We start from the raw sequence: 22,831 nt of genomic DNA, 5'->3' as shown, positions 1-22,831 counted from the left end.
TCCCTGAACGGCCCCCGGGTTCCGTCTCCCGGGGGCCGTCGTCGTGCGCGCGTCCGTTCTCGATCAGACGGTGGAGCGCAGCAACGGGATCCGCTGGACCACGGCCACCAGGAGCATGCTGATCGCCATGGTCGCCAACGCGTATCCGGCCGCAGCGACCAGGGCCATGAGGCCTTCGGGCACCCCGCCGAGATCGCGCAACGTATAGAGCACCATGACGTGGACGAGGTAGACGCCGAAGCTCAGCCCGGACACGGAGGCGACCACCCGATCGACCGGTCCTCCGGCCCGCACCCGGGAACCGAGGGAGCGCAGGAGGAGGAAGGCCCCCACGGAGGCGAGGACGACCATCGGGGAGAGGAAGTCGTAGACGTAGGCGGCTCCGCTGCCCCACTCCCCCTCGAGGGTGGCCGCGACCCAGGCCCCGACGGCGGTGGCGGCGGTGCCCAGGACGAAGGCGATGGCTCCGCGTCGCGTGTCACGAGGGTCGTCGTTCCGGGTGACCAGGAGCCACCCCAACAGGTAGTAGCCGAGGAAGGGCAGGAACCGGGTGGCCGCGGTGACCCCGCCGACCCCGTCGACCAGGCCCAGCAGTTGGTCGGTCGCGCCCAGGGCCAGGGTCGCCCCCGCGAACCACCAGAGTCCGGCGCGCGGAGTGTGGGCCACCACCGTGCGCAGGAACGGGGTGAAGAGGTAGAGGCCGGCGATGACGTAGAGGAAGTAGAGGTGGATGGAGGGGGAGCCCGAGGCGGTCTGGGAGACGGCGTCGAAGACCTCGATCCCGTCGCGCCACCGCTGCCACACCAGGTAGGCGAGGGTCCACACGACCAGCGGAACGCCGATCTTGGCCCACCTCTTGCGGTAGAAGGTCCCGACGCTCTCCTCCTTGGGCCTGAGGAGAAGGGCGCCGCTGATCATCACGAACACCGGCACGCACCAGCGCAACGCGGCGTCCACGACGTTCGCGGCCCACCACGTCGGACCACCGAGGTCGGCGTAGATGGTGCTCACCAACGGGGAGTAGGCGTGCACGAGGACGACCGCGATCATCGCGGCGACACGCGCGAACCCGATCCAGGTGGTGGACGGGATCGTCGCGGGGGACGCCGGGGTTACGGGGAGGGCTTTATCGACACGCACCCACTACCGATACCACTTCGTTACCAGCGGGCTCAACCCCGATTCTCGTTCTCCCAGGTGGGAGCCTCGCCCCCGGGCCACCCGATCACGACCTCACACGCCGTATCCCTCCCCGCGCTCTCCGAGAACACGAGAAGGTCCGGGGCTCCCACTCGAGTGGGAGCCCCGGACCGGGACGACGGCGCGGGGTCAGGCGGTGTTCGTCGCCGGCGGGGGCAGCAGCTCCTCCAGGGCCTTGGCGATGGAACGGATCGTGGGTTGGTGATCCGGTAGCGCCGTGGGACGTTGCGGGAGCGCCTGGAGAAGGGTGGCCCGCAGACTCAGCAGGTGGAGTGAGTTCACCCCCAGGTCCGCCAGGTCGGTGTCCAGATCATGGTCGGTGACCTCGACGGCGGCCAGGTCCGCCACCTCACGATGGACCTGGTCCAGCACCACGGCGTGACGCTCGACCCCTTCCAGATGGGCGATGCGGTCCGTCCATCGGTCGGAGACGCTCGGGGTCCACGGCGCCGGTTCCACCTCCAGGGGTGCGCAGGCGGCGGTGAAGGGCCAGGTGAGCGGGATGTGGTGGGTGTAGGCGTGCGCCGCGACACGTGCCGGCCCCAGGGGTTCGTGTTCGGGATCCCCGGCCGCGGTGATGTCCAGGGTCAGGTGGTGACGGGCCCGGGTGTGGGCCATGGCCGGCCCCAGGACGGGCCGGGGCGAGATCTCCACGGCCAGGGTGGCGCCCGATGCGCAGGAGATGGTGGCCTGCTCGAACTCGACCGGGGCACGGAGTTGGCGGACCCAGTAGTCGGCGGTCAGGTCGGTACCGACGATGGGACGACCGGTGACGGTGGAGACCATCTCCACCTCCCCCGGCTCGGGCCGCAGACCCTCCAGTTCCGCGGCCAGGAGGGACTGGAGCCCCTCCACGTGCCGGCTGTGGGCGGGAGGCGCCTGGGAGACACGGGTGTTGCGCACCCCCCGTTCGGTCAGGTCCGCGACCAGGGCGTCCAAGGAGTCCCGATCTCCGGAGAGCACGACGTCCCGTGGCGAGTTACGGCAGGCGATCTCCAGCCCGTACCGGTCGGTGAGCTCCTGTGCCTCGTGCGCGTCCAGTTGGGCGGCGACCAGACCGCCCTCATGAACGATCCGTTCCAGAAGGGTGGAGCGGGCCCGTGCCAGGCGCGCGGCCTGATCCAGCGGAAGGATGCCCGCCACATGGGCGGCGGCCACCTCTCCCATCGAGTGCCCCACCACCGCGTCCGGGACCAGGCCGTAACGGTCGCGCAGCGTGTGGGCCAGGGCGACCTGGACCGCGAAGGTGGCCTGCTGGAGAAAGGCCAGACCGAGCTCACCGGTGTCACCGGGCCGCCAGGGCAGCTCCAGCTCCCGGAGGACGGCCTCCAGGTGCTCGGCGAACATCGGATCCTCGCGACGCAGTCTCAGGCCCATACGAGGATGGGCGCTGCCCTGTCCGCCGAACACCCACACCTGACGCCACGGCGAACGCCCCTCGGTGGGGCCGACGAGATCCGGGTGGGATCGACCCTGCGCCAGAGCCTCCCAGGCCTCGGCCGAGCCGGCGGTGTTGGGCGCCGACAGCACCGCGGCCCGCACCCGGTGGTGGTCCCGGCGTCGGACGAGATGATCCCCGATCCGGCCCGCGCGAGCACGGCCGGGACCGGCGACGGCCGGAGCGAGGACCTCCGCCGCGGCGCGCACACCGGACTCGGTGGGAGACGAGACCGGAAGCGCCAAGGCACCGCCCACGGAAGCCGAGGTCAGACCGCCGCGGCGTCCACGTGCCGCGGCGGGGACCCGGCTCATGATGGTGTGACCGATGGCCCCGGAGAAGCCGAGCCCGGTCACCCCCACCACCTTCGGCGGGATCTCCACGGCTTCGGTGGCGACCGTCAGGCCTTCGCCCAGATCCGGGTTGGGCTCGGTGTGTCCGGTGGTGGGCGGGACGATCCCGTGGTGCAGGCTCAGCGCCGCCGCGACCACGCCGGTCAGGGCGGAGGCCGCCTCCGCGTGCCCCCACAACCCCTTCACCGATCCGACCAGGAGCGGACGGTCCCGCTCGGGTCGGTCGAACACCTGCCTCAGGGCGGCCAACTCGGCCCGGTCGCCGGCCCGGGTGGCGGTGCCGTGACCGATCAGGTAGTCGACCCGTTCCGGGCTCAGACCGGCCTGGTCGTAGACCCGGGTGAGCAGCTCGGCCTGGGCCGGCCGTGAGGGCATACCGGTGCCGGCCGAGCGGCCGTCCGCGCCCATCAGGGTGTGGTCGATCAACGCGTAGACGCGGTCCTGGTCGGCCCGGGCCCTGGAGTAGCGGCGCAGGACCACGGCGACCACGGCCTCACCGCGTACGTATCCCCGGGCTCCGACGTCGTAGGGGAGGCAGGCGCCGTCCTCCGCCAGGACACCGCCCTCGACGAACGCCCGGATCACCACGGGGTCGGCACAGGTGTTGGTGCCGATGACGATCGCGGTGTCCACCCTCCCCTGGGCCAGGTCGCGGTGGGCCGCGTCCAGAGCGGCCATGGACGCCGAGCAGGAGGTGTCGAAGGTGACCAGGGGGCCGCGGGTGTCGAGCCAACGCGAGACGGGCGTGGCCAACATGCCGGCACCGCCGGAGGCGAGGTCCACCAGACCGGGGCGGGATCGCCGCCCGAAGGTGGTGAGGGCCTCGTCCGGGGTGGCGTTGCCCAGGTAGACACCGGTGGAGGGCCCCGCCAGGGTGGAGGGCGCCAGCCCCGCGTCGGCGATGGCCTCGGCGACCACCTGCGTGACCAGGGTCTGGGTGGGCGACAGGTGGGCGCCCTCGGTGGCGCGCATCCCCAGCACGGTGGCGTCCAGGGATCCGGCTTCGGGCAGGGTCAGGTGGGCGACCGGCCACGGGGTGTCGGAGCGGTCCTCCGGGTGGAGGCGCTCGGCCATGGCCCGCCATCGCTCTTCGGGGTAGCGGCCGATCGCGCTCTCGGCCGCCAACAGTGCGTTCCAGGCGCGATCGGGGCCGCGCAGATCAGGGCCGGAACCACCCGGCAGGCGTAGACCGATACCGGTCAGGGCCGCCGATGTGGAGGGAACCGGGGTCCTCAACGGGCCACCCCTCGCCACAACGCCACTCGGCCCACGATGTCGATCTCCACATCGTCGAACCGCTCGCGCAGGGCGGCGCGCAGGTCGTCCAGGGAGTCGCCCCGGTTGTCGAAGACACCGCGGTCGTTGAGCAGCTTGAGACCGGCGCGGCTGAGCGCGGTCTGGCGCACCCCGTGGCTCAGGACGGTGGCGCCGGCGAACGTGCCCCCGGGCCGCAGAACGCCCGCGATGTGGTCGAACACCGACGACTTGGCCTTCAGGTCGCTCCCCCGCACGCAGTGCAGGACCATGGACAGCACCACGACGTCGACGCTGTTCTCCTCCATGGGGAACGGCTTGGTCGCGTCATTGTGGTGAAGGGTGGGGGCGTAGCGGGCCAGACGCGCGCCGGCCACCTTCAGCATGTCGGGGTTGGTGTCCATCAGGTGCAGGTCGAGCTTGTCGCGGTCGACCCGGTGCAGGTGCCCGCCGTCGGCGGGACCGATCTCCAGCACGGTGTCGCCCTCGTGGACGACCTCCCGGTGCAGGTCCAGGACATAGCGGTAGTTGCAGCCCCACAGGTAGGGGTAGGTGCCGTGCACCACCAGGGCCTGGTAGCCGCGGTCGACCAGGGTCGGGTTCCACCAGGCGGACGCGGTGGGGGTAGAGGCCACAGAGGGGGACATGGGGATCTCCAATGACTGGATAGGGGATGAAAGGGGTGGGGAAGGGATCGGGTGGGTTCGAAGGGTTCAGGAGACGGGGAGCGCCTGAGGCAGGACCGAGGCCAGGTAGGCGCGGGCCTGTTCGGGGTCCATCAACCACTCGGCGTAGGAGCGCGGGTCGGCCAGACCCTCGATGATCCGGTCGGCGACCGGCTGGTGGAAGGTGGCGGCGCCGAACACCTCGCCCACGTGGGCGGGCGCGTCGGGCTCCCACATTCCGTCCAACATCTCCGACAGCCCCGAGGCCGCCGCTCCCATACCGGTGTGCGCGCTGTCCTGCCCCGACCAGAAGCCGTCGAAGGTCTCCTGCATCCACTCCGGGGTGAACCCCTGGTCTCCGTGGCCGAGGATGCGCTTGTAGTAGTGCTGGGCGCTGTGCACCGACAGGTTCGACTCCTGAGCGGCCATGGGGTCGGTGGTCACCACCATGTCGCCCAGACCGAGGACGTGCCCGCCGGAGGGGAGCTGGGCGATGGCCCGTCGCGCGTGCGGGCTGATCCGATGCGTGCTGGTGCTGCGCTCGCCGATCAGCTGGGCGTGCACGATGCGCTCGTACATGTCGGGGAAGTAACGGCCGACGATCTCCTTGGCCCGACGCAGCTGCTCGTCGGGGCCGGGGCGGTCCGGCCATGAGTCCATCGGGCCGCCGGGGTTGGAGACCAGCTGGAGGATGTGGCACTCGCCCTGGGTGGTCAGCACCGGAGCGAGGATCCCGCGCACCTCGCGGGCCGACCCGACCAGGGCCAGGTCGCCACCGGACGAGGCGTACGGTCCGGGCGGCACGTCGTCGATGAGGACCTGGGCCACCGTCCGCTCCTTGGCGCGGGCGATGTCGGAGTTGTGGTCGAACAACTGCCCCAGTTCGCCGCCGCCGACGGCGACCACGATCAGGTGGAACATACGGGTGAAGTAGTCCAGGTCGGTCACGGTCACCCCGTGGATCACGACCTTGCCGCCGCGGTCCTCGAAGGACTCCAGCCAGTCGGCCATCTTGATCCGGTGGTCCACCGACACACCGGGGGCGGCGAACCGGCCGCGCACGGCGGCGGGGTCCCCCTGCGGCGGGTGCAGGAGCAGGTCCACGCCGGTGATGTGCGGGGCCATGCCCTCCCACATCGTCAGGTCCAGGGCCCGTTCCCGCGCGACCGCCTCTCCCAGGGTGAACTGGAACAGGGGCAGGGGACCGGTACGGATCTCCCCCGACGCGGGCGAGTTGATGACGGTGACGTCATAACCGGCCCTCAGCAGCTGGTGGGCCAATATCAGCCCCGAGCTGCTGGCTCCGACGATCAGGATCTTCTTCATGAGGGCTTCTCCAGGGTGATACGCGGCAACCGGGTCAGAGTCGTGTGCGCGGCCGGGCGGGAACGGGTGTCCGCGAAGTGGATCTCGTCCACGTGCGAAGTTCGACCGATCCGGCCCGGGCGGGGCCGCGTCCGTTCGGGACGGGGGGTGTGCGCCACCCCGACCGCGGCCCGGTTCCGTTCTCGACCGGGACCAGAGCGTGGTCGACGGCCCGTGAGGCCGGGTGGCGCGGCAGCCCGCGCCGGAGCGGCGGACCTCCATGAGGGAAAGGAGTTGCGCATGTGACTACTGTGCCCTGAAATCACCTATAACACCTATTGGGTTGCCGGGATCTCTCCGAAGAGTGATAAAGAGGACACCTCCCGCGTGAGGCGTCGATAGCGCAATGTGAGTTTCTTCTGGAGAAATGCCTGCTTAGACAGGTCGAAGGTTTTCGGACCTCACCTAATCCTCTTTATGAACCCAGAGGCATGGACCGAAAAGCCCTGGTGGTGGCACACCCGAGAGGTTCGAGTCGTCCACGGAGGTGACCCGCGCGCCCTTCGGTATCTCCAGAACGTGGCCGCCCGCCCAATCCGGAGTGAACGCGACCTCAAGAACCCCGGGACGCCGAAAACACCTACTCCGACGTCCGACTACTTCATAAACGAGGATCGCGGAACGCCCCTATCCCCGGCCGCCGGCGAAACGGAGGAATCGGGGAGGTCCCATGGCGGAATCATCGGAGGACGTTCCTCGTCACGGCCCACTTCGCCTTTCACGACCTCCGGTCGAACGGGGGCCGACCACCTCGGTGGCGGTCCGGGAGACACGACATGGCTCCCCCGCCACTCCACGACGCGAGCCCCGGGCCCACACCCCGGGTGGGGCGGGACCGGGGCTCGCGTCGGTCGGGCTTCGCGGTCTACTCGTCGCCCGTGGAGGCCACGCCGATCGGGCAGCTCGCGCCGGTCCCGCCGATACCGCAGTAGCCGTTGGGGTTCTTGGCGTCGGACAGGTACTGCTGGTGGTAGTCCTCGGCGAAGTAGAAGTCCCGGAGCGGCGCGATCTCCGTGGTGATCTCCCCGTAGCCGGAACGCGTCAACACCGGCTGGAAGGCGTCGCGGGTGGCCTCGGCGGTCTCCCGCTGGGCCTCGGAGTGGTAGTAGATCGCGGACCGGTACTGGCTGCCCACGTCGTTGCCCTGCCGCATGCCCTGCGTCGGGTCGTGCCCCTCCCAGAAGATCTTGAGGATCTCCGCGTAGGAGATGAGCTCAGGGTCGAAGACCACGCGCACGACCTCGGTGTGCCCGGTCAGTCCCGAACACACCTCCTCGTAGGTGGGGTTGGGCGTGAACCCGCCGGCGTAGCCCACGGCGGTGGTGATGACGCCCTTCTCGGCCCCCAGCCGCCAGAACACGCGCTCGGCTCCCCAGAAACAGCCCATGCCCAGATCCGCGATCTCGGACCCGTCCGGGTAGGGCGGGGTCAGGGCGGTGCCCAACACGGTGTGACCGAAGGGAGGCTCGATCGGGGTCTCCCGCCCCGGCAGGGCGCGGGCGGGGTCGACCATGGTCGTCTTTCTACCGAACATGTCTCCAGGCTATCCGCCTCGTCCAGGGGTTCCCAGAGCCGTGCGCGCCCCTGTGGACGATCCACCCGAAGTCCCTCGCATACGCACGATAAAAACAGCGACAGATGCGGGGATTCGTCCTACGATTGCCTTTGTGCCGGAATCCAATCGCGGCGTCGCCCTCGGGGCCGGCGCCTTCCTCCTCTGGGGCTTCGCCGCCCTCTACTGGCCCTTCCTCTCGGCCTCCGCCCCGGCCGAGATCCTCGCCCACCGCATGGTGTGGGCCCTACTCGCGATGTGCGTCTTCCTCCTCCTGGCCCGTCGGGGCTGGTCGTGGCTGCCGGCCCTGCTCAGGGATCCGCGCAAGCTGCTGTTGGTCGCCGCGGCCGCCGTCCTCATCTCGCTGAACTGGTGGGGGTTCATCTACGCGGTCTCCATCACCCAGACCCTCCAGGCCTCGTTGGCCTACTTCATCAACCCCCTGATGACCGTCGGCATGGGTGTCGTGTTCTTCTCCGAGCGCCTGCGCCGCACCCAGTGGATCGCGATCGCCCTGGGCCTGGCCGCCGTACTGGTGATGACGGTGGCCTACGGGTCCACCCCCTGGCTCTCCCTTCTGATGGCGAGCTCCTTCGCCTCCTACGCCGCGGTGAAGAAGTACGTGAACCTGGACGGGATGCAGAGCCTGACCGTCGAGACCCTCATCATGTTCCTGCCGGCCCTGGGCTACGTGGTGTACCTGGAGGCGACCGGGGCGGGCACCGCCTTCTCGGTCTCCCCCGCGCACACGGCCCTGTTGGTGGGCGGCGGTTTCGTGACGGCCCTGCCGTTGCTGCTGTTCGGGGTGGCCGCCCGCCGGGTGCCGTTGAGCATCATCGGCATGCTCCAGTTCATCGCCCCGACGATGATGTTCCTGATCGGTTGGCTGCTCCAAGGGGAGGAGATGCCCCTGAGCCGGTGGATCGGTTTCGGGTTCGTGTGGCTGGCGGTGTGCGTCTTCGTCTACGACCAGGTCCGCAACGCCCGTCGCCGATCGGCCGCCCGGGCATCGGTCGCAGAGGTCGTCGAGGAACCTCCGGTCTCCCGACAGGGCTGAACTCGGCGTTCTCGGTTCCGGCGAACCGAAACTACCCTCAGTGACTCTGTGCTAACGTCTGGTCGTGGGCGTCGGGTTCCCTTACCCCGCCCCTCCCCGGTCGTATGTCTCGGAGGGCCTCAGTGAAGCCTCGCATCAGCCGCCCCGGCACGCTCCGTGCCGCGTCGGCCGTGTGCGCGGCCCCGCCCTCCTTCATCGGCCTTCCCCTGTTGCTCGGCGCCTTCCTGACCGTGTTGTGGCTGTCGGCGGCGCCCGCGCAGGCCGACGCCCTGAGCGCTTCGGAGCCCCTCCAGGGGTTGGGCCAGGGCCGGACGCTCGAACGGGTCGAGGAGGTCGCCGCGCCGGTGACCGACACCCTCGGCACCGTCCACCAACGGCTGGAAGAGGGCACCGGCGAGGCCGCGGCCACCGCCACGATCCTCCCCGAGCCCTCCGTCTCCGAGTTCCGCGGCGAGGTACGCGGGGTCTTCACCGAGGTCGACCGCGTCCGTGAGGAGGCGACCGAACTCGGTCCGCTCCCCACGCCGTCCGTCCGCGAGACGACCACCACGAGCCCCGACATGGTCGAGGCCCCGAAGGACGAGGCCGCCGACGAGGAGGGCCCTCGCCCCTCCCGGGAGATCCAGGAGACCGAGGCCCCTCTCGACTCCGTGCCTCCCACGGAGCGGATCACGTCCGCCCCGGTCTCCGGCGGAGCGAACGAGGTCCCGGGCGAGAACGCCACCGTCGACGACGACACCGACGTCGAACCGGTCGCCGAGCCGCACCGTGCCCAGGGCACCACCGGTTCCCCGGCACCCTCCACCGGAGGTCCCGCCCCGGCCGCCGCCGTCGCCGGCTACCTGGCCTCCGCCACCCTGCCCGGCCCGGACTCCACCGCCGTGCTCATCGGGTCCCGCGCGCCGCACGCCGGCCCGACCGACCCGGCCGACGACCCCACGGTCTCGCCCGACTAGCGAACGGACCGAGCGCGCCTTCACGCGCGCCCCGGACCCGTTCCCAGCACGTCCTTCTTCTTCCTGGGAGCTGACCTGAGTCCCGTGCCGTCGTTCACGTGATTCACGTCAGCCGGTGGTCCACCCGGCTCCGCAAGGCCGCCGTCCCCACGACGGCGCGGCCGTCCCGTCAACACATGGCTTCACGAGGGAAGGAACCCCATGACCAAGACCCGACGCCTCTCCGCCCGAACCATCCTCCTCGCCGCCGGAGCGGCCGGGTTCGTGGCCCTCGGTTCCGGTGTCGCCGGAGCCGAGGGGCTCCAGGCGCCGCTGAACGACGTGGTCTCCCCGCTCGCCGAGCAGGCGCTCGTCAAGGGCGTCGCGCCGACCGTGAACAAGATCGCCCCCGAGGGCGTCACCCCCATCGCCGGGGCCACCCTGGAGGAGCTCCAGGCCAGCGCCAACGACCCCGGCCGCGGCGCCCCCGACCTGGGCGCCGCCCTGCCGGACTCCCCTCTGGCGAACACGCTCTCCGAGACCCGTAGCGCCACCGGCATGGACGGGAACCCGCACGACACCATCGGTCACACGGCGGGGGCGGCCCTGGAGTCCACCGCGCAGGACGCGGGCGCGTCCCTGGAGTCCACCGCCAAGGGCGCCGGAGACCGGTTCGAGCAGTCCGCGAACGAGGTGCTGCCGCACACGGTGGTGGCCGTGGCCGAGCTGCGCGACGAGGTGCTCACCCTGCCCGAGGCGGGCGACCTCCGGCTCCCCTCGACCGACTCCGCCCGACTGCCCGAGCTGTCCGAGGCCCCCTCGCTCACCGAGGTGACCGACCTGGGCTCGGTGACCGATCTGACCGGCGGCAACAGCCTGGAGCTTCCGGTGGAGGGCGCCACCGAGCGGATGAGCCACACGGAGGGCTCGATCCCGACCGCGCCCAACGTGTGGGACCTGGCCGCCGGCTTCGGTGTGGAGACGCCCAAGCGGATCCAGGACGTCGTGGAGTCCACCGAGTTGACTCAGGACAACTACGTCAGCCTCGGCGAGGAGGAGGTCCTGGGCATGGTGGGCAACCGCGCCTGGGACGACGCCCCGGCCGTCGTGCCCCAGAGCTCCCCCGAGGCCCCGGCCCTGACCGACCTGACCGGCGCGGTGGTCGACGGGGTCTCCTCGAACGGCCTCTCCGACTCGGTGAGCCTCAACGGGCCCCTGGCCGACAACGAGCTGCCCCAGGTCGCCGAGGGCGTGGACACCACCACCGTCGAGGACCTGGTCGCCGGGCTGAGCCGCGGCACCGACCTGCTCAACGACATCGACACCAGCGACCTGGTGTCGATCGAGGGCGGCACCGTCGAGCCCGAGACCCCCGAGGGCATGACCCAGCACCCCACCTTCATGGACCTGCCCGGTTCCGAGGCCCTCCCCGTGATCAGCTAGCCCACATACGCCTCATCGACGGCGCCGTCCCCTTCGGGGCGGCGCCGTCCCTCGTCCTCGGAGGGGATCACGCACCGGCCCCGGCGGGGAGATGCTCGTCCAAGGGGAGGTTGTAGGCCTTCCTCTGCTCCACCGACGGCCTCATCCTCTGTCCCAGCCGGGAGGCCCCGTCCAGGAGCCAGGACCGTACGTACGTTCCGATCACCCCGGAACTCGGGACGAAGATCTCGCCGTTCGCTTGGGACGTGAGGATGTTGGCGTCGACCAGACCGCGCATCGCCCGTTCATAGGCGGGAAAGGCGACCCGGTGGTCGCCGCGTGCCTTGGCGAGCTCTCCGCCGAGGACGCACGCGCCCGTGAGGGCGAGGGAGCCTCCCTGAGTGGTCATCGGTTCGAGCGCGTGGCCCGCGTCCCCCAGGAGGACCGTTCGGCCCAGGCTCCAGGAGTCCATGCGGACCTGCGCCGAGGGGGTCGTGTACGTCGTGCGGGCGTGCTCCATGGCCTCCAGCAGACGCCTCGTCTCCTCGCCGTCCCTCTCGAAACGTTTCCGGAGCAGTGCCCGGTGGCCCTCCACGTCGGTCAGGGGTTCGGGGTCGCGGGTGAGGAGGAAGCACTCCAGCAGCTCGGTGTCGGGGGTGGGCTGGAGGAGTGTCCCGCGTCGGGCTCGTGCCCGTCCGATCATGTGGCGTACGGGTCCCAGGTGATTCTCGATGTCGAAGAGGGCGATATTGGTGCCCTTGTAGTGGAGGAAGCGCTCTTCGGGGCCGAAGACCAGGGAACGCACGCCGGAGTGGGCTCCGTCGGCTCCGACGACGAGGTCGAAGTCGCGTGAGGGCCGGTTCTCGAAATCGACGAGGATGCCTTCCTCCGTCTCCCGGAGCCCGGTGACCGTGTCGTCGAACAGGTACTCCACGTCGTCTCGCACGTGCCGGTACAGGAGTTCGGCCAGGTCTCCGCGTCGGATCATCAGCCCTGTCTCGTCGGAGAGCCGCGGAGCCCCGTTGGGCATCACCAGCCGGTGCCCTCCGTAGTCGAGGTGGATCTCGTCGGGTGTGGGGCCGCCCGCCCTCCTGGCCTCGTCGAGGACGCCGATCCGTCTCAGGGCGTCGATCCCGACCCCGTCGATCTGGATACCGTGGCCTCCGGCGCGAACCTCCGGAGCACGCTCCACGATGGTGGGTCGGAAGCCGTACGCGCGCAGCAGGTGCGCGAGCGCCGGGCCGGCGATCCCTCCCCCCGATATCAGGACACGCGGTCCGGACATATCGACCTCCCGAGAAATGAACGACGCTTTTTTCATATTGTACGTACGTTCGAATCACCGACGGCGAGGCCATCACGGCGAGAGGCACCGCGTTCCGGTCAGGAGCAGTCCTCGTAGACCGTGGAGAAGATGCCGTCCGCGAGGTCGTAACAGATCCCGACCGGCGGGTGGCCCCGAACGTCCTCCTCATGGTCGGGGGAGGTCAGGACGAGGAGCCCTCGCTCCGGCGCCCCCTCGAAGACGAGACGTCCCCGCTCCCCGAAGGCGCCCTCCTCCGACGCGGGCACGACCTCCCCCTCCGGAGAGACCACCGTGAACCACGCGCCGTCGATGACCGGACCGTTCCCTCGGGCGGCCGCGAACGTCATGGCGACCCCCTCGTCCCGGACCTCCATCCCCTCGACGGTCATGGACGAGCTCGCGGGCCCCGGGTCCAGGACGAACCTGCCGTGGGGACCGCGGTCCACGTCCTCGTCCCACCCCCGGGTCCCCAGGTCGACGATGGCCGCGGCCTCCACCACGTATCCGATGTTGGACCCCCGATCCCGCGCCGCCTCGGCGAACGGATCCGTGGTCGTCCCCCCGACCTCGGAGGTCCCCTCGGTGAGGGCCTCCGGTTCCGTCTCGGCCCCGGTGTCCACCCACGGCCGGGCCGCCACGAGCCCCGCGGTCGCCGCCAGCACCACCGCCATCGCCCCCGCCGCGACGATCGGTCCGCGCCGCCACCGTCGGGGCCTCGGGCGCGCGGCGAGCCACCTTCGCGCCGCCGGATCGTGCTCCAGCAGTCGTTCCAACAGCCACGCCGCGTCCGGGCGCCGGTCGACCTCCTTGACGAGCGCCGCCTCGACCAACGGACGCAGGGACTCGGGGACACCGTCCAGATCGGGCTCGGCGCCCAGGACCCGGGCGGTCACGACCTGAGGGGCACCTCGCCCGAAGGGCGGCCGTCCCGTCGTCGCGTACGCCACGAGGGCGCCCCAGGCGAACACGTCGGCAGCCGGTGTGGAGAGGCCGTGGACATGGCGTTCCGGGGCGATCCACCCGGAGGAGCCCACCACCCCTCCGGTCCTGGTCAGCGCGGTCCCGTCGAGGGCCCGGGCGATCCCGAAGTCCACCACTCGGGGCCCGTCGGGACCCAGGAGCACGTTCCCCGGTTTCAGGTCGCGGTGCATCACCCCTTGGGCGTGCAGGTCCCGCAGCGCCGCCAGGACCCCGGTGGCCAGAACGGCCGCCCTCCCACCGGTCAGCGGCCCCGAGCCGATGATCCGGTCGAGGGACGCGCCCCGCACCAGCTCCGTGACCAGCCACGGGACCGGCGCCTCGGTGTCGGCGCCGACGAAACGCGGTACGTGCGCGCTGCGCACCCGGCGGACCAGGTGGACCTCCTGGCGGAAGCGCTCACGGAACTCCCTCGATCCGGCGAACTCGGCGTGCACGGTCTTGACCGCGACGTCGCGACCGCCGCTCCGGGCCCGGTACACCGTGCCCATTCCACCGGAGCCCAACCGTTCCAGCACCCGGTAGGGGCCCACCCTCGTCGGCCCGCTCATCCGGTGAACCAGGCGGGGTCGCAGTCTCCGGCCTGGTGGAGCGGGCTGATCGTCTCCCCTTCGGGGGCGTCGGACGCCAGGCACTTCTCGGCGGCGATACCCACGACCTCCTGCCGCGTACTGTCCGCGAAGTAGGACTCCACCCCGTTCAGGTACTCCCCCGGGATCCCGATGTTGAGCGCGCTCCGATCGGGGAGCCCCTCGAAGGTCACCTCGAACTCGTCCCTGGTGTGGTCGGGACTCAACACGAGCAGGACCCCGTCCTCCTCGGGTGTGAACACCTGGATCTCATCCGTGTCCATGTCCCCGCCGAGGAAGCCGGGCGGGAGGACGTCGGCCCTGACGTCCCGGCTGTGCAGGACCATGTCGCCCGCGTCGCCTCCGTAGACGCCCTCGCCCCGCACCACGACGTCGTTGCCCTCGCGGCGGGCGCTCAGCGTGATGGCCCCGATGATCTCGCCCTCTTCGGTGATGGCCGTTCCGGGCGGGCCGGGCTCCATCCTGTAGAGCCGGACCGTGTCGGCCACCGTGGCGGAGAGGCCCACCACACCGGTGAGCTCCTCGTAGGAGCCCGACAGCACGTTGATGCCACTGTGGTCCGGTACCTCGGCGGGATCCTCGGCCTCGGCGACCGGGTCCTCCGCTCCCCCGACGTCCGGGTTCGATCTGCTGCCGGCCCACCACGCCCCACCGGCCACCAGGCCCAGGGCCGTCACGGCGGCGACGGCGACGAGGAACCCCCGCCCCCTCTTCCGGGGCGTCGGGCTCCGGCGGATCGGCCCTTCGCCCCAGACGGACAGGTCGGGACGTGGCCCGGCCTTCCAGGAGGCGTCGAGCAGCACCCGTGTGTTCCGGACCGTCGGATCCGCGCCCACCAGTTCGGCCATCGCCCGGTCGGCGGTGGGGCGCGAGGCCGGGTCCTTGGCCAGGGCCGCCGTGACCACGGGGAGCGCTTCGGCGGGGACACCGGTGGTGTCGGGCTCCTCGTGGGCCACCCGGTAGGCGAGGGTGTCGGCCTCCCCCTGGCCGAAGGGGTCGCGTCCGGTCGCGGCGAAGACGACCATCGCCCCCCAGGCGAAGAGGTCGGCGGCGGGGGTGGGGTCGGCCCCCGCGTACAGTTCGGGCGCGACCCATCCGGGGGTGCCGAACAGGCCACCGGTGCGGGTCACCACGGTCTCGCCCAAGGCCCGGGCGATTCCGAAGTCCAGCACCTTGGGCCCGTCGGGGGCCAGGATCACGTTGGCCGGTTTGAGGTCGCGGTGGACGATCCCCTGGGCGTGGACGGCCCGCAGCGCCTCGGCGGTCCCCACCGCGAAGGCCCTGAGGACCTCGCCGGTCAGCGGACCTCGAGCCTGGACCCGCTGTCTCAGGGTGGGGCCCGGCACGTACTCGGTGGCCATCCAGGGGATCTCGCCGGCCACGTCGGCGCCGAGGAAGCGCGGGGTACAGAGTCCGTCGACCCGGGAGACGAGGTCGACCTCTCGGGCGAAGCGGGCCCGGAAGCCCCGGTCGGCGGCCAGTCGGGCGTGCACGGTCTTGACCGCGACGGGGACGCCGTTCGGGTCCAGGGCCCCGTACACCACTCCCATGCCACCGGCGCCGAGCCGTCCGATCAGTCGGTGGGGGCCGACGTGTTCGGGGTCGTCGGGACGTAGGGGGGACAGGCCGGGAATCCGTCGGCTCTGCTGAGTGGGTGCGCTCACGGAAGGACTCTCGGTAGACGGTCGGGCTCCGTGCGGTGGGATGCGGTCCTCACTCGATCGGTTCCCCGGGAACCGTTGCCGTTTTGAGCCCATAAGTCGTGTTCATCCTCTTCGGCCGGCACAAGAAGCGGTACATGGTTCTCGGCAAGCTCCTCGCCCTCGGGGAAGAACGCCTCGCACGGAAGTACGGCGTCACCTGGGGCTCCACCTGGCACGACCCCGACCTCGTCGCGGCCCTCCCCCTCCTTCGCGCCGGTGACATCGCCACCGGCCTGTCCCTCCTCGACACCCCCGATCCCCAACTGCGCTCCCTGCGTCTGGACGTGCTCTCGAAAGAGGCCGTCCCGTTCCTGGCCGCGTTGGAGGCCGGGATGGACCACCCCGACCCCGAACCCGACCTGCTCCTGTGGGCGGGCACCGACGTGCCGCCGCCGTGCTCTCCCTGGCCGGAACCGTCGTGCCCGACGCCGGCGAAGAGCTCTGGAGCCACCTCGCGGTCCACGGCCCGTCCTACTACGCCGAGACGCGCTTCGAACTGCGGCTCCCCCTGCCCAAGGTCCGAACACACGCGAAGGGCCCCACCCGCTCGGGTGGGGCCCTTCGAAGCACGGTGCGGTGAGGCTCAGCCGGAGCGTTCCACCACGTAGTCGCACAGGGCCAGGAAGGCGTCCCTCGCCGGGATGTCGGGGAGGGTGCGCAGCTCGGCCCTGGCCTTGTCGGCCCATCCCTGAAGGGTCTCGTCGGCCTCGGTCATGGCCGGGTGCGGACGCAGCAGCGTCAGCGCCTCCTCGGCCTCGGCGTCGTCCAGCGGACGGCCCAGCAGCGACCTCAGACGCTCGTCGGCCGGGTCCTGGGAGCGCAGAGCGTAGAACATCGGCAGAGTGAGAACACCCTCGCGCAGGTCCGTACCGGGCGTCTTGCCCGACTCGGCGCTCTCGCTGGCCACGTCCAGGATGTCGTCGGCGAGCTGGAAGGCCATGCCCAGCGCGTCGCAGGCGCGGGTCAGGGTGCTCACCGTCTCGGGGTCGACCTTGCCGAACATGCCGCCGAACTCCGCGGAGGAGGCGATCAGCGAGGCTGTCTTGTCGTCGATGACGTCGAGGTAGTGGTCGAGCGGGTCGACGCCCTCCCGGGGCCCGGAGGTCTCCAGGATCTGGCCCTGGACCAGGCGGGCGAAGGTCTCGGCCTGGAGCCGGACCGCCTCGGTGCCCAGGTCGGCCAACATCATGGAGGCCTTGGCGAACACGTAGTCACCGGTGAGGATGGCGACGCTGTTGCCCCAGCGCTGGTTGGCGCTGGGCTTGCCCCGGCGCAGCTCGGCCTCGTCCATGACGTCGTCGTGGTAGAGCGTGGCCACGTGGGTCAGTTCGACCACGGCCGCCGCCGGGATGAGGTCGGGCACCTTGGGGTCGCCGAAGCGGGCGGCGAGCAGGACCAGCATGGCTCGGAAGCGCTTGCCTCCGGCCTCCAGCAGGTGGGAGGCGGCCTCGGTCAGCAACGGATCGCTCGACCGCACCGACTCCCGCAGGAGCTCCTCGACCTTCTCCAGGTCGTCCTGGATCTCCCGGGCGAGGGTCGGGTCGACTCTCGGGAGAGCGAGAAACCCGCTCGGGACAGCACCGCTCACCGTAAAGCTCCACCTGTTGAACGGGCGCGCGGACGCCTCTCCGGAGGAGGGGACCGCACGCTCAGCACATGAACATGATCCGACTTGCCACGGTATCCGACCCGGAATGAAGGTCCAAAGCCACACCCGGGTCGGAGACCGTGGAAAAGTCAGTCGGTCGTCCCCCCGTCGGTGACCTGGTAGATCATCACCGCGGCGGGCTCTCCGCCGGTCTCCGAGGACGGCAGGAGGTTGTCCAGGACCGGCCCCGGGAAGATTCCGAGGGCCAGTGTGGCGGCGACACCCACGGTGATCACACCGCCGGTGAGAACGCCCGCGCGAGCCACCGTGGGCCCCTCACCCTCCGAATCCCGGAAGAACATCACAACGATGATCCGGACGTAGAAGAAGGCGGTGACCGCGCTGCTGAGCACACCGACGACCACCAGCGGGGTGGCCCCGGCGGCGACCGCGGCCTCGAACACCGCGAACTTGCCGATGAAGCCGCTGGTGAGCGGGATACCGGCGAAGGCCAGCAGGAACAGCGACAGGGCCAGGGCCAGACCGGGCGAACGGCGGCCCAGGCCGGCCCAGCCGTCCAGGTCGCCGAGCTCCTGTCCGCCGTCCCTGGTGCGCACCAGGGTGACGATGGCGAACGCGCCCAGCGTGGTGAAACCGTAGGCGGCCAGGTAGAACATGGCGCCGGCGAGGCCCTCGGTGCTGGAGGCGATCACGGCGGTGAGGATGAAACCGGCGTGCACCACCGAGGAGTAGGCCAGCAGTCGCTTGACGTCGCGCTGGGTGACCGCGATGAAGGCGGCGACCACCATCGTGAGGATGGCGACCGTCCACAGCATCGGCTCCCAGATCTCGACGGAGCCGCCGAAGGGCACGAAGAACACCCGCAGCAGCGCGCCGAAGGCGGCCACCAGGGTGCAGGAGGCCATCAGCGCGGTGATCGGGGTGGGGGCGCCCTGGTAGACGTCCGGCTTCCAGTTGTGGAAGGGCACGGCGCCGACCTTGAACAGCAGACCGATCGCGACCAGACCGATGCCCATGATGAGCAGCGGCTCGCCGTCGCCCTGGGCGAAGATCTCGGCCCCGCCCGACTCCACGGCGGCGCGGATCGCGGCGAAGTTCACCGAGCCCGCGTAGCCGTAGACCATGGCGATCCCGAACAGGAAGAACGCCGAGGAGAACGCGCCCAGCAGGAAGTACTTGACCGCGGCCTCCTGCGAGAACAGGCGACGGCGTCGGGCCAGGGCGCACAGCAGGTACAGCGGCAGGCTCATCACCTCGAGGGCGATGAACATGGTGAGGAAGTCGTTGGCGGCCGGGAACATCAGCATGCCCAGGACCGCGAACAGCACCAGCGGGTAGACCTCGGTGTGCTGGGAGCCGGCGAGGATGTGCCTGCGCTCCTCCTCGCTGCCGGGGACCGTGGCGGCCTGCGCGGAGAACGCGTCGCGACCGTCACGGCGCTCGGCGATGAGCATCAGGGACACCAGGGCCAGGACGGCGATGGTGCCCTGGAGGAAGAGCACCGTGCCGTCCACGGCGAGCACGCCGCCCGCGATCATCGCTCCGCCGGCGCCGACCGTCTCCACCTGGAGGACGATCAACGTGAACGCGGCGATCAGGGCCGCGGCGGCGACGGTGATCTGGACCGGCCGCAGGGACCTCTTGGGCACGAAGGCCTCGAACAGCACCGCCAGCACACCGGCGCCGAACACCACCAGGTAGGGGGCCAGCAGCCACCAGTCCAGGGTCGGTGCCGCCTCGGTGATGCCGGGGAGCGACGGGGGCGCCCCGTCGGCGACGTAGAGCGCGTTCACTCCTCGTCTCCTTCCTCGGTGTCGCCCTCGGCGTTCGCGGTGGTCGAGGCGGTGTCCGCCCCGATCTCCACGGTGCGTTCGACGGCGGGGTTGATGACGTTGAGCAGGGGCTGCGGGTAGACGCCGAACGCGATGATGAGCGCGATCAGCGGGGCCACGGCCCAGGTCTCACGAGCGGACAGGTCCGTCGTGCCGGAGAGGCTCTCCTTGGTGGGGCCGGTCATGGTGCGCTGGTACATCCACAGGATGTAGAGGGCCGCCAGGACCACGCCGACCACGGAGATGACGGCCGGGATCGGGTTGAAGGCGTACACGCCGACGAACACGAGGAACTCGCTGACGAACGGGGCCAGACCCGGGAGCGCCAGTCCGGCCAGACCGGTGATCAGGAAGACCCCGGCCAGCTTGGGCGCGACCTTCTGGACGCCGCCGAAGTCCTCGATCCGGGAGCTGCCCCGGCGGGCGATGAGGAAGCCCACGATGAGGAAGAGCGCGCCGGTGGCGAAGCCGTGGTTGACCATGTACAGGGCCGCGCCGGCCTGGGCCTGGGGCGTCAGGGCGAAGATGCCCAGGGTGATGAACCCGAAGTGGGACACCGAGGTGTAGGCGACCAGCCGCATCATGTCGCTCTGGCCGATCGCGAGGATCGCACCGTAGATGATGCTCACCAGACTCAGCGCCACCACCGGCCACACGAACCAGGACACGGCGGCCGGGAACAGCTCCAGGCAGAACCGGAGCATCCCGTAGGTGCCGACCTTGTCCAGGACGCCGACCAGCAGGACCGCCGTGCCGGGGCTGGAGGACCCGGCGGCGCCGGGCAGCCAGGTGTGCACCGGCCACATCGGGGCCTTGATCGCGAAGGCGATGAAGAACCCGAGGAAGAGCCAGCGGGCGGTGGCCGGGTCGACGGCGGCGAGCGGGCTGCCCGGCGCGGTCAGTTCGCTCCACAGGAAGGTGCCGCCGATGACGTACACGCCGATCACCGCGACCAGCATGATGAGGCCGCCGGCGAGGCTGTACAGCAGGAACTTCATCGCGGCCTTGGCGCGGTCGGCGCCGCGCCCGTAGCGCCCGATCATGAAGTAGACCGGGATCAGCATGGCCTCGAAGAACACGTAGAACAGGAAGACGTCGGTGGCGGCGAAGACACCGATCATCATCGCTTCGAGGGCGAGGATGAGGGCGAAGTAGCCGCGGCCGCCGTCCTCACGGTCGGAGTGCTCGTTCCAGGCGGCCAGGACCACCAGCGGGACCAGGATCACCGACATGAGGATCAGCACCAGGGCGATGCCGTCCACACCCAGCGCGAAGTGGACCCCGAAGTAGGGGATCCACGGGTAGACCTCCTCGAACTGGAGGCCCCCCGCTCCGGCGGTGTCGAAGTTCCACGCCATGGCCGCGACCAGGGCGAGGGTGGCCACCGAGAAGAACAGGGCGATGCGCTTGGCGGTCTCCGCCGAGGCGGCGCCCGCCGTCCCCGTGCCGGTGGCCGGTCGGGTCTTGACGGCGGTGCCCCCGGAACCGGCGGCGCCGGAGGCCGAGGCCTCGGCGCGCGCCGCGGTGGTCGCCGTCTCGGACGTCTTGACGCGTGGCAGCGCCCAGATGACGATCGCGCCGATCGCGGGGAGCGCGATCGCGAGAGTGAGCCAGGGGATCATGTCAGAACCTCACAGCCAGCGTCGCGGCGACGATCACGGCGCCGATGAGCATGGTGAGCGCGTAGGTGCGGGCGAACCCGGTCTGTGTCCGGCCGAGCCCCTGGGAGGAGTCGCGGACGCCGGTGCCGATCCCGTTGACCGCGCCGTCGATGACCTTGTCCTCGACGACGAGCAGGACCTTGGTGAGCACCTGCCCGGGACGCATGAACAGGCCTTCGTTGATCTCGTTGCCGTACAGCTCGTTGGAGGCGGCGACGGTGACGAGGTTGCCCTTGGGCGCGGTGCTCGGTACGGGCTTGCGCAGGTACATCGCCCAGGCGAGCGCCACTCCGAGGACCAGCACGACCAGCGCCGCGATCCCGTAGGGCGAGGTGAAGGCGTGCCCGACCGTGAAGTGCGGGAGTTCGGCGCCGGTGACCGGCTGGAGGAAGGCGGCGAAGCGGTCGCCCGCCACCAGGAACCCGCCGAGCGCGATCGAACCGATGGACAGCGCCACCATGGGCGCGGTCATGCTCACCGGGGACTCGTGGGGGTGCACGCCCTCGTCCCAGCGCTTCTTTCCGAGGAAGGTCATGAAGACCATCCGCGACATGTAGAAGGCGGTGAGCGCGGCGCCCAGCACGACCAGGGAGCCGAACACCAGGCCGACGGTGCCGCCGTACCCGAAGGTGGCGGAGATGATGCTCTCCTTGGTCCACCAGCCGGACAGCAGCGGGACGCCGATGATGGCCAGATAGCCGAGGCCGAAGGTGGCGAAGGTGATCGGCATCTTCGATGCCAGACCGCCGTACCTGCGCATGTCCACGCCGTCGTTCATGCCGTGCATGACCGATCCGGCCCCGAGGAACAGCCCGGCCTTGAAGAAGCCGTGGGTGACCAGGTGGGCGATGGCGGCGGCGTAGCCGATCGGGCCGAGCCCGGCGGCCATCACCATCATGCCGATCTGGCTCATCGTGGAGCCGGCCAGGGACTTCTTGATGTCGTCCTTGGCCGAGGCGATGATCCCGCCGGCCAGCATCGTGGCGGCGCCGACGGTCATGACCACGAGCTGCGCGACGGGGGCGCCCTCGAAGATCGGGCCGGCGCGCACGATGAGGTACACACCGGCGGTGACCATGGTGGCGGCGTGGATGAGCGCCGACACCGGGGTCGGGCCCTCCATGGCGTCCAGGAGCCAGGCCTGGAGCGGGAGCTGGGCGGACTTACCGCAGGCGCCGAGCAGGAGCAGCAGCCCGATGGCCAGTAGGACGCCGTCGCTCGCGCCCGGAACGGCCGCGAAGACGTCGCTGAAGCTCACCGCGCCGAGCACGGTGAACATGATCATGATCGCGATGAGCAGGCCGATGTCGCCGACCCGGTTGATCAGGAACGCCTTCTTGGCGGCGGTGGCCGCGGAGGGCTTGTACTGCCAGAAGCCGATCAGCAGGTAGGACGCGAGCCCCACCGCCTCCCAGCCGAGGAACAGCAGGACGAAGTTGTCCGCGAGCACCAGCACCAGCATGGCGGCCACGAAGAGGTTGAGGTACGCGAAGAAGCGCCGCTTCTCCGGGTCCTCGGCCATGTAGCCGAGCGAGTACACGTGGATCAGCGAACCCACGAAGGTGATCAGCAGGACGAAGGTGATCGAGAGCGGGTCGATCAGGAGGTCGATCCGCGCCGAGAAGCTCTCGACCGCGAACCACTCGTAGACGGGAACGGAGACGGAACGCTCGGCGCCGGAGCGGCCGAGCAGGTCGAACAGGACCAGGACGGCCCAGACGAAGGAGGCCACCGGGAGGGCGGTGGCCAGCAGCGGCCCCCAACCGTTGGTACGCCGCCCGCCCAGGAGCAGGATCGCCGCGCCCACCAGAGGCAGGGCGATCAGCAGCCAGGCGTTCGACAGCACCGCGCTGTCGGCCGCGGTCGCCACCACGGGTTCGGCGGCGAGGTACGCGTGATGTTGTGTCACAG

The 22,831-nt window shown here is 70.6% G+C and carries 16 protein-coding genes; 4 read left to right on the top strand and 12 right to left on the bottom strand.

Going from position 1 to position 22,831, the window contains the following annotated elements; genetic code table 11:
- Window positions 1–63: 63 nt before the first annotated feature.
- The 5 genes from U9J66_RS19620 to msrA form a co-directional block, all read right to left on the bottom strand.
- The gene (locus U9J66_RS19620) at window positions 64–1,140 is read right to left on the bottom strand and encodes an acyltransferase (RefSeq protein WP_161111194.1); all 1,077 of its coding nucleotides are present in this window, start codon (window positions 1,138–1,140) and stop codon (window positions 64–66) included.
- A 189-nt stretch (window positions 1,141–1,329) separates the two neighbouring features.
- Complete coding sequence (locus U9J66_RS19615; RefSeq protein WP_036568491.1) at window positions 1,330–4,227, bottom strand: type I polyketide synthase; 2,898 nt, start codon at window positions 4,225–4,227, stop codon at window positions 1,330–1,332.
- Window positions 4,224–4,892 carry a class I SAM-dependent methyltransferase gene (locus U9J66_RS19610; RefSeq protein WP_020379971.1) on the bottom strand — a complete coding sequence of 223 codons (669 nt, stop codon included), beginning with the start codon at window positions 4,890–4,892 and terminating at the stop codon, window positions 4,224–4,226. Before U9J66_RS19610 ends, U9J66_RS19615 begins: the two co-directional genes overlap by 4 nt.
- 66 nt (window positions 4,893–4,958) lie before the next feature.
- Window positions 4,959–6,236, bottom strand: coding sequence for a styrene monooxygenase/indole monooxygenase family protein (locus tag U9J66_RS19605; protein WP_326338343.1), 1,278 nt, complete (start codon window positions 6,234–6,236; stop codon window positions 4,959–4,961).
- A gap of 904 nt (window positions 6,237–7,140) precedes the next feature.
- A complete protein-coding gene (gene msrA, locus U9J66_RS19600; RefSeq protein ID WP_161111191.1) occupies window positions 7,141–7,809 on the bottom strand; it encodes a peptide-methionine (S)-S-oxide reductase MsrA in 669 nt (222 codons plus the stop codon).
- A 133-nt stretch (window positions 7,810–7,942) separates the two neighbouring features.
- Between msrA and rarD the strand changes: the two genes are divergently transcribed.
- From rarD to U9J66_RS19585, 3 genes are all read left to right on the top strand, one after another.
- On the top strand, window positions 7,943–8,884 hold the full coding sequence (gene rarD, locus U9J66_RS19595) for an EamA family transporter RarD (RefSeq protein WP_014912749.1): 942 nt from the start codon (window positions 7,943–7,945) through the stop codon (window positions 8,882–8,884).
- 122 nt (window positions 8,885–9,006) lie between these two features.
- Window positions 9,007–9,840 carry a hypothetical protein gene (locus U9J66_RS19590; protein ID WP_326338342.1) on the top strand — a complete coding sequence of 278 codons (834 nt, stop codon included), beginning with the start codon at window positions 9,007–9,009 and terminating at the stop codon, window positions 9,838–9,840.
- A gap of 201 nt (window positions 9,841–10,041) precedes the next feature.
- Window positions 10,042–11,262 carry a hypothetical protein gene (locus U9J66_RS19585; protein ID WP_014908243.1) on the top strand — a complete coding sequence of 407 codons (1,221 nt, stop codon included), beginning with the start codon at window positions 10,042–10,044 and terminating at the stop codon, window positions 11,260–11,262.
- A 67-nt stretch (window positions 11,263–11,329) separates the two neighbouring features.
- Here U9J66_RS19585 and U9J66_RS19580 read toward each other — a convergent pair whose 3' ends face one another.
- From U9J66_RS19580 to U9J66_RS19570, 3 genes are all read right to left on the bottom strand, one after another.
- Window positions 11,330–12,526: an FAD-dependent monooxygenase gene (locus U9J66_RS19580; protein WP_326338340.1), complete on the bottom strand. Its 1,197-nt coding sequence runs from the start codon at window positions 12,524–12,526 to the stop codon at window positions 11,330–11,332.
- 98 nt (window positions 12,527–12,624) lie between these two features.
- Complete coding sequence (locus U9J66_RS19575) at window positions 12,625–14,076, bottom strand: serine/threonine-protein kinase (protein WP_326338338.1); 1,452 nt, start codon at window positions 14,074–14,076, stop codon at window positions 12,625–12,627.
- Complete coding sequence (locus tag U9J66_RS19570) at window positions 14,073–15,779, bottom strand: serine/threonine-protein kinase (RefSeq protein WP_326338337.1); 1,707 nt, start codon at window positions 15,777–15,779, stop codon at window positions 14,073–14,075. The genes U9J66_RS19575 and U9J66_RS19570 overlap by 4 nt, the downstream gene beginning before the upstream one ends.
- 134 nt (window positions 15,780–15,913) lie before the next feature.
- Here U9J66_RS19570 and U9J66_RS19565 point away from each other — a divergent pair, with 134 nt between their 5' ends.
- Window positions 15,914–16,426 carry a hypothetical protein gene (locus tag U9J66_RS19565; RefSeq protein WP_326338336.1) on the top strand — a complete coding sequence of 171 codons (513 nt, stop codon included), beginning with the start codon at window positions 15,914–15,916 and terminating at the stop codon, window positions 16,424–16,426.
- On the opposite strand, the gene U9J66_RS19560 is transcribed toward U9J66_RS19565, so the two are convergent.
- The 4 genes from U9J66_RS19560 to nuoL form a co-directional block, all read right to left on the bottom strand.
- Window positions 16,402–17,406: a polyprenyl synthetase family protein gene (locus U9J66_RS19560; RefSeq protein WP_014908875.1), complete on the bottom strand. Its 1,005-nt coding sequence runs from the start codon at window positions 17,404–17,406 to the stop codon at window positions 16,402–16,404. The genes U9J66_RS19565 and U9J66_RS19560 overlap by 25 nt on opposite strands.
- Before the next feature lie 149 nt (window positions 17,407–17,555).
- Window positions 17,556–19,220 carry an NADH-quinone oxidoreductase subunit NuoN gene (gene nuoN, locus U9J66_RS19555; RefSeq protein WP_042282187.1) on the bottom strand — a complete coding sequence of 555 codons (1,665 nt, stop codon included), beginning with the start codon at window positions 19,218–19,220 and terminating at the stop codon, window positions 17,556–17,558.
- Entirely contained in the window at window positions 19,217–20,881 is a 1,665-nt protein-coding gene (locus U9J66_RS19550) for an NADH-quinone oxidoreductase subunit M (protein ID WP_017535933.1), read from the bottom strand. Before U9J66_RS19550 ends, nuoN begins: the two co-directional genes overlap by 4 nt.
- A 1-nt stretch (window position 20,882) precedes the next feature.
- On the bottom strand, window positions 20,883–22,829 hold the full coding sequence (gene nuoL, locus U9J66_RS19545; RefSeq protein WP_014909731.1) for an NADH-quinone oxidoreductase subunit L: 1,947 nt from the start codon (window positions 22,827–22,829) through the stop codon (window positions 20,883–20,885).
- Window positions 22,830–22,831 lie beyond the last annotated feature (2 nt).

Source organism: Nocardiopsis sp. LDBS1602 (assembly GCF_035818715.1).
GTDB classification, from domain to species: Bacteria; Actinomycetota; Actinomycetes; order Streptosporangiales; family Streptosporangiaceae; genus Nocardiopsis; species Nocardiopsis alba.
Note: the sequence above shows the minus strand (reverse complement) of the source record. Positions and strands in the feature narration are given on the sequence as shown.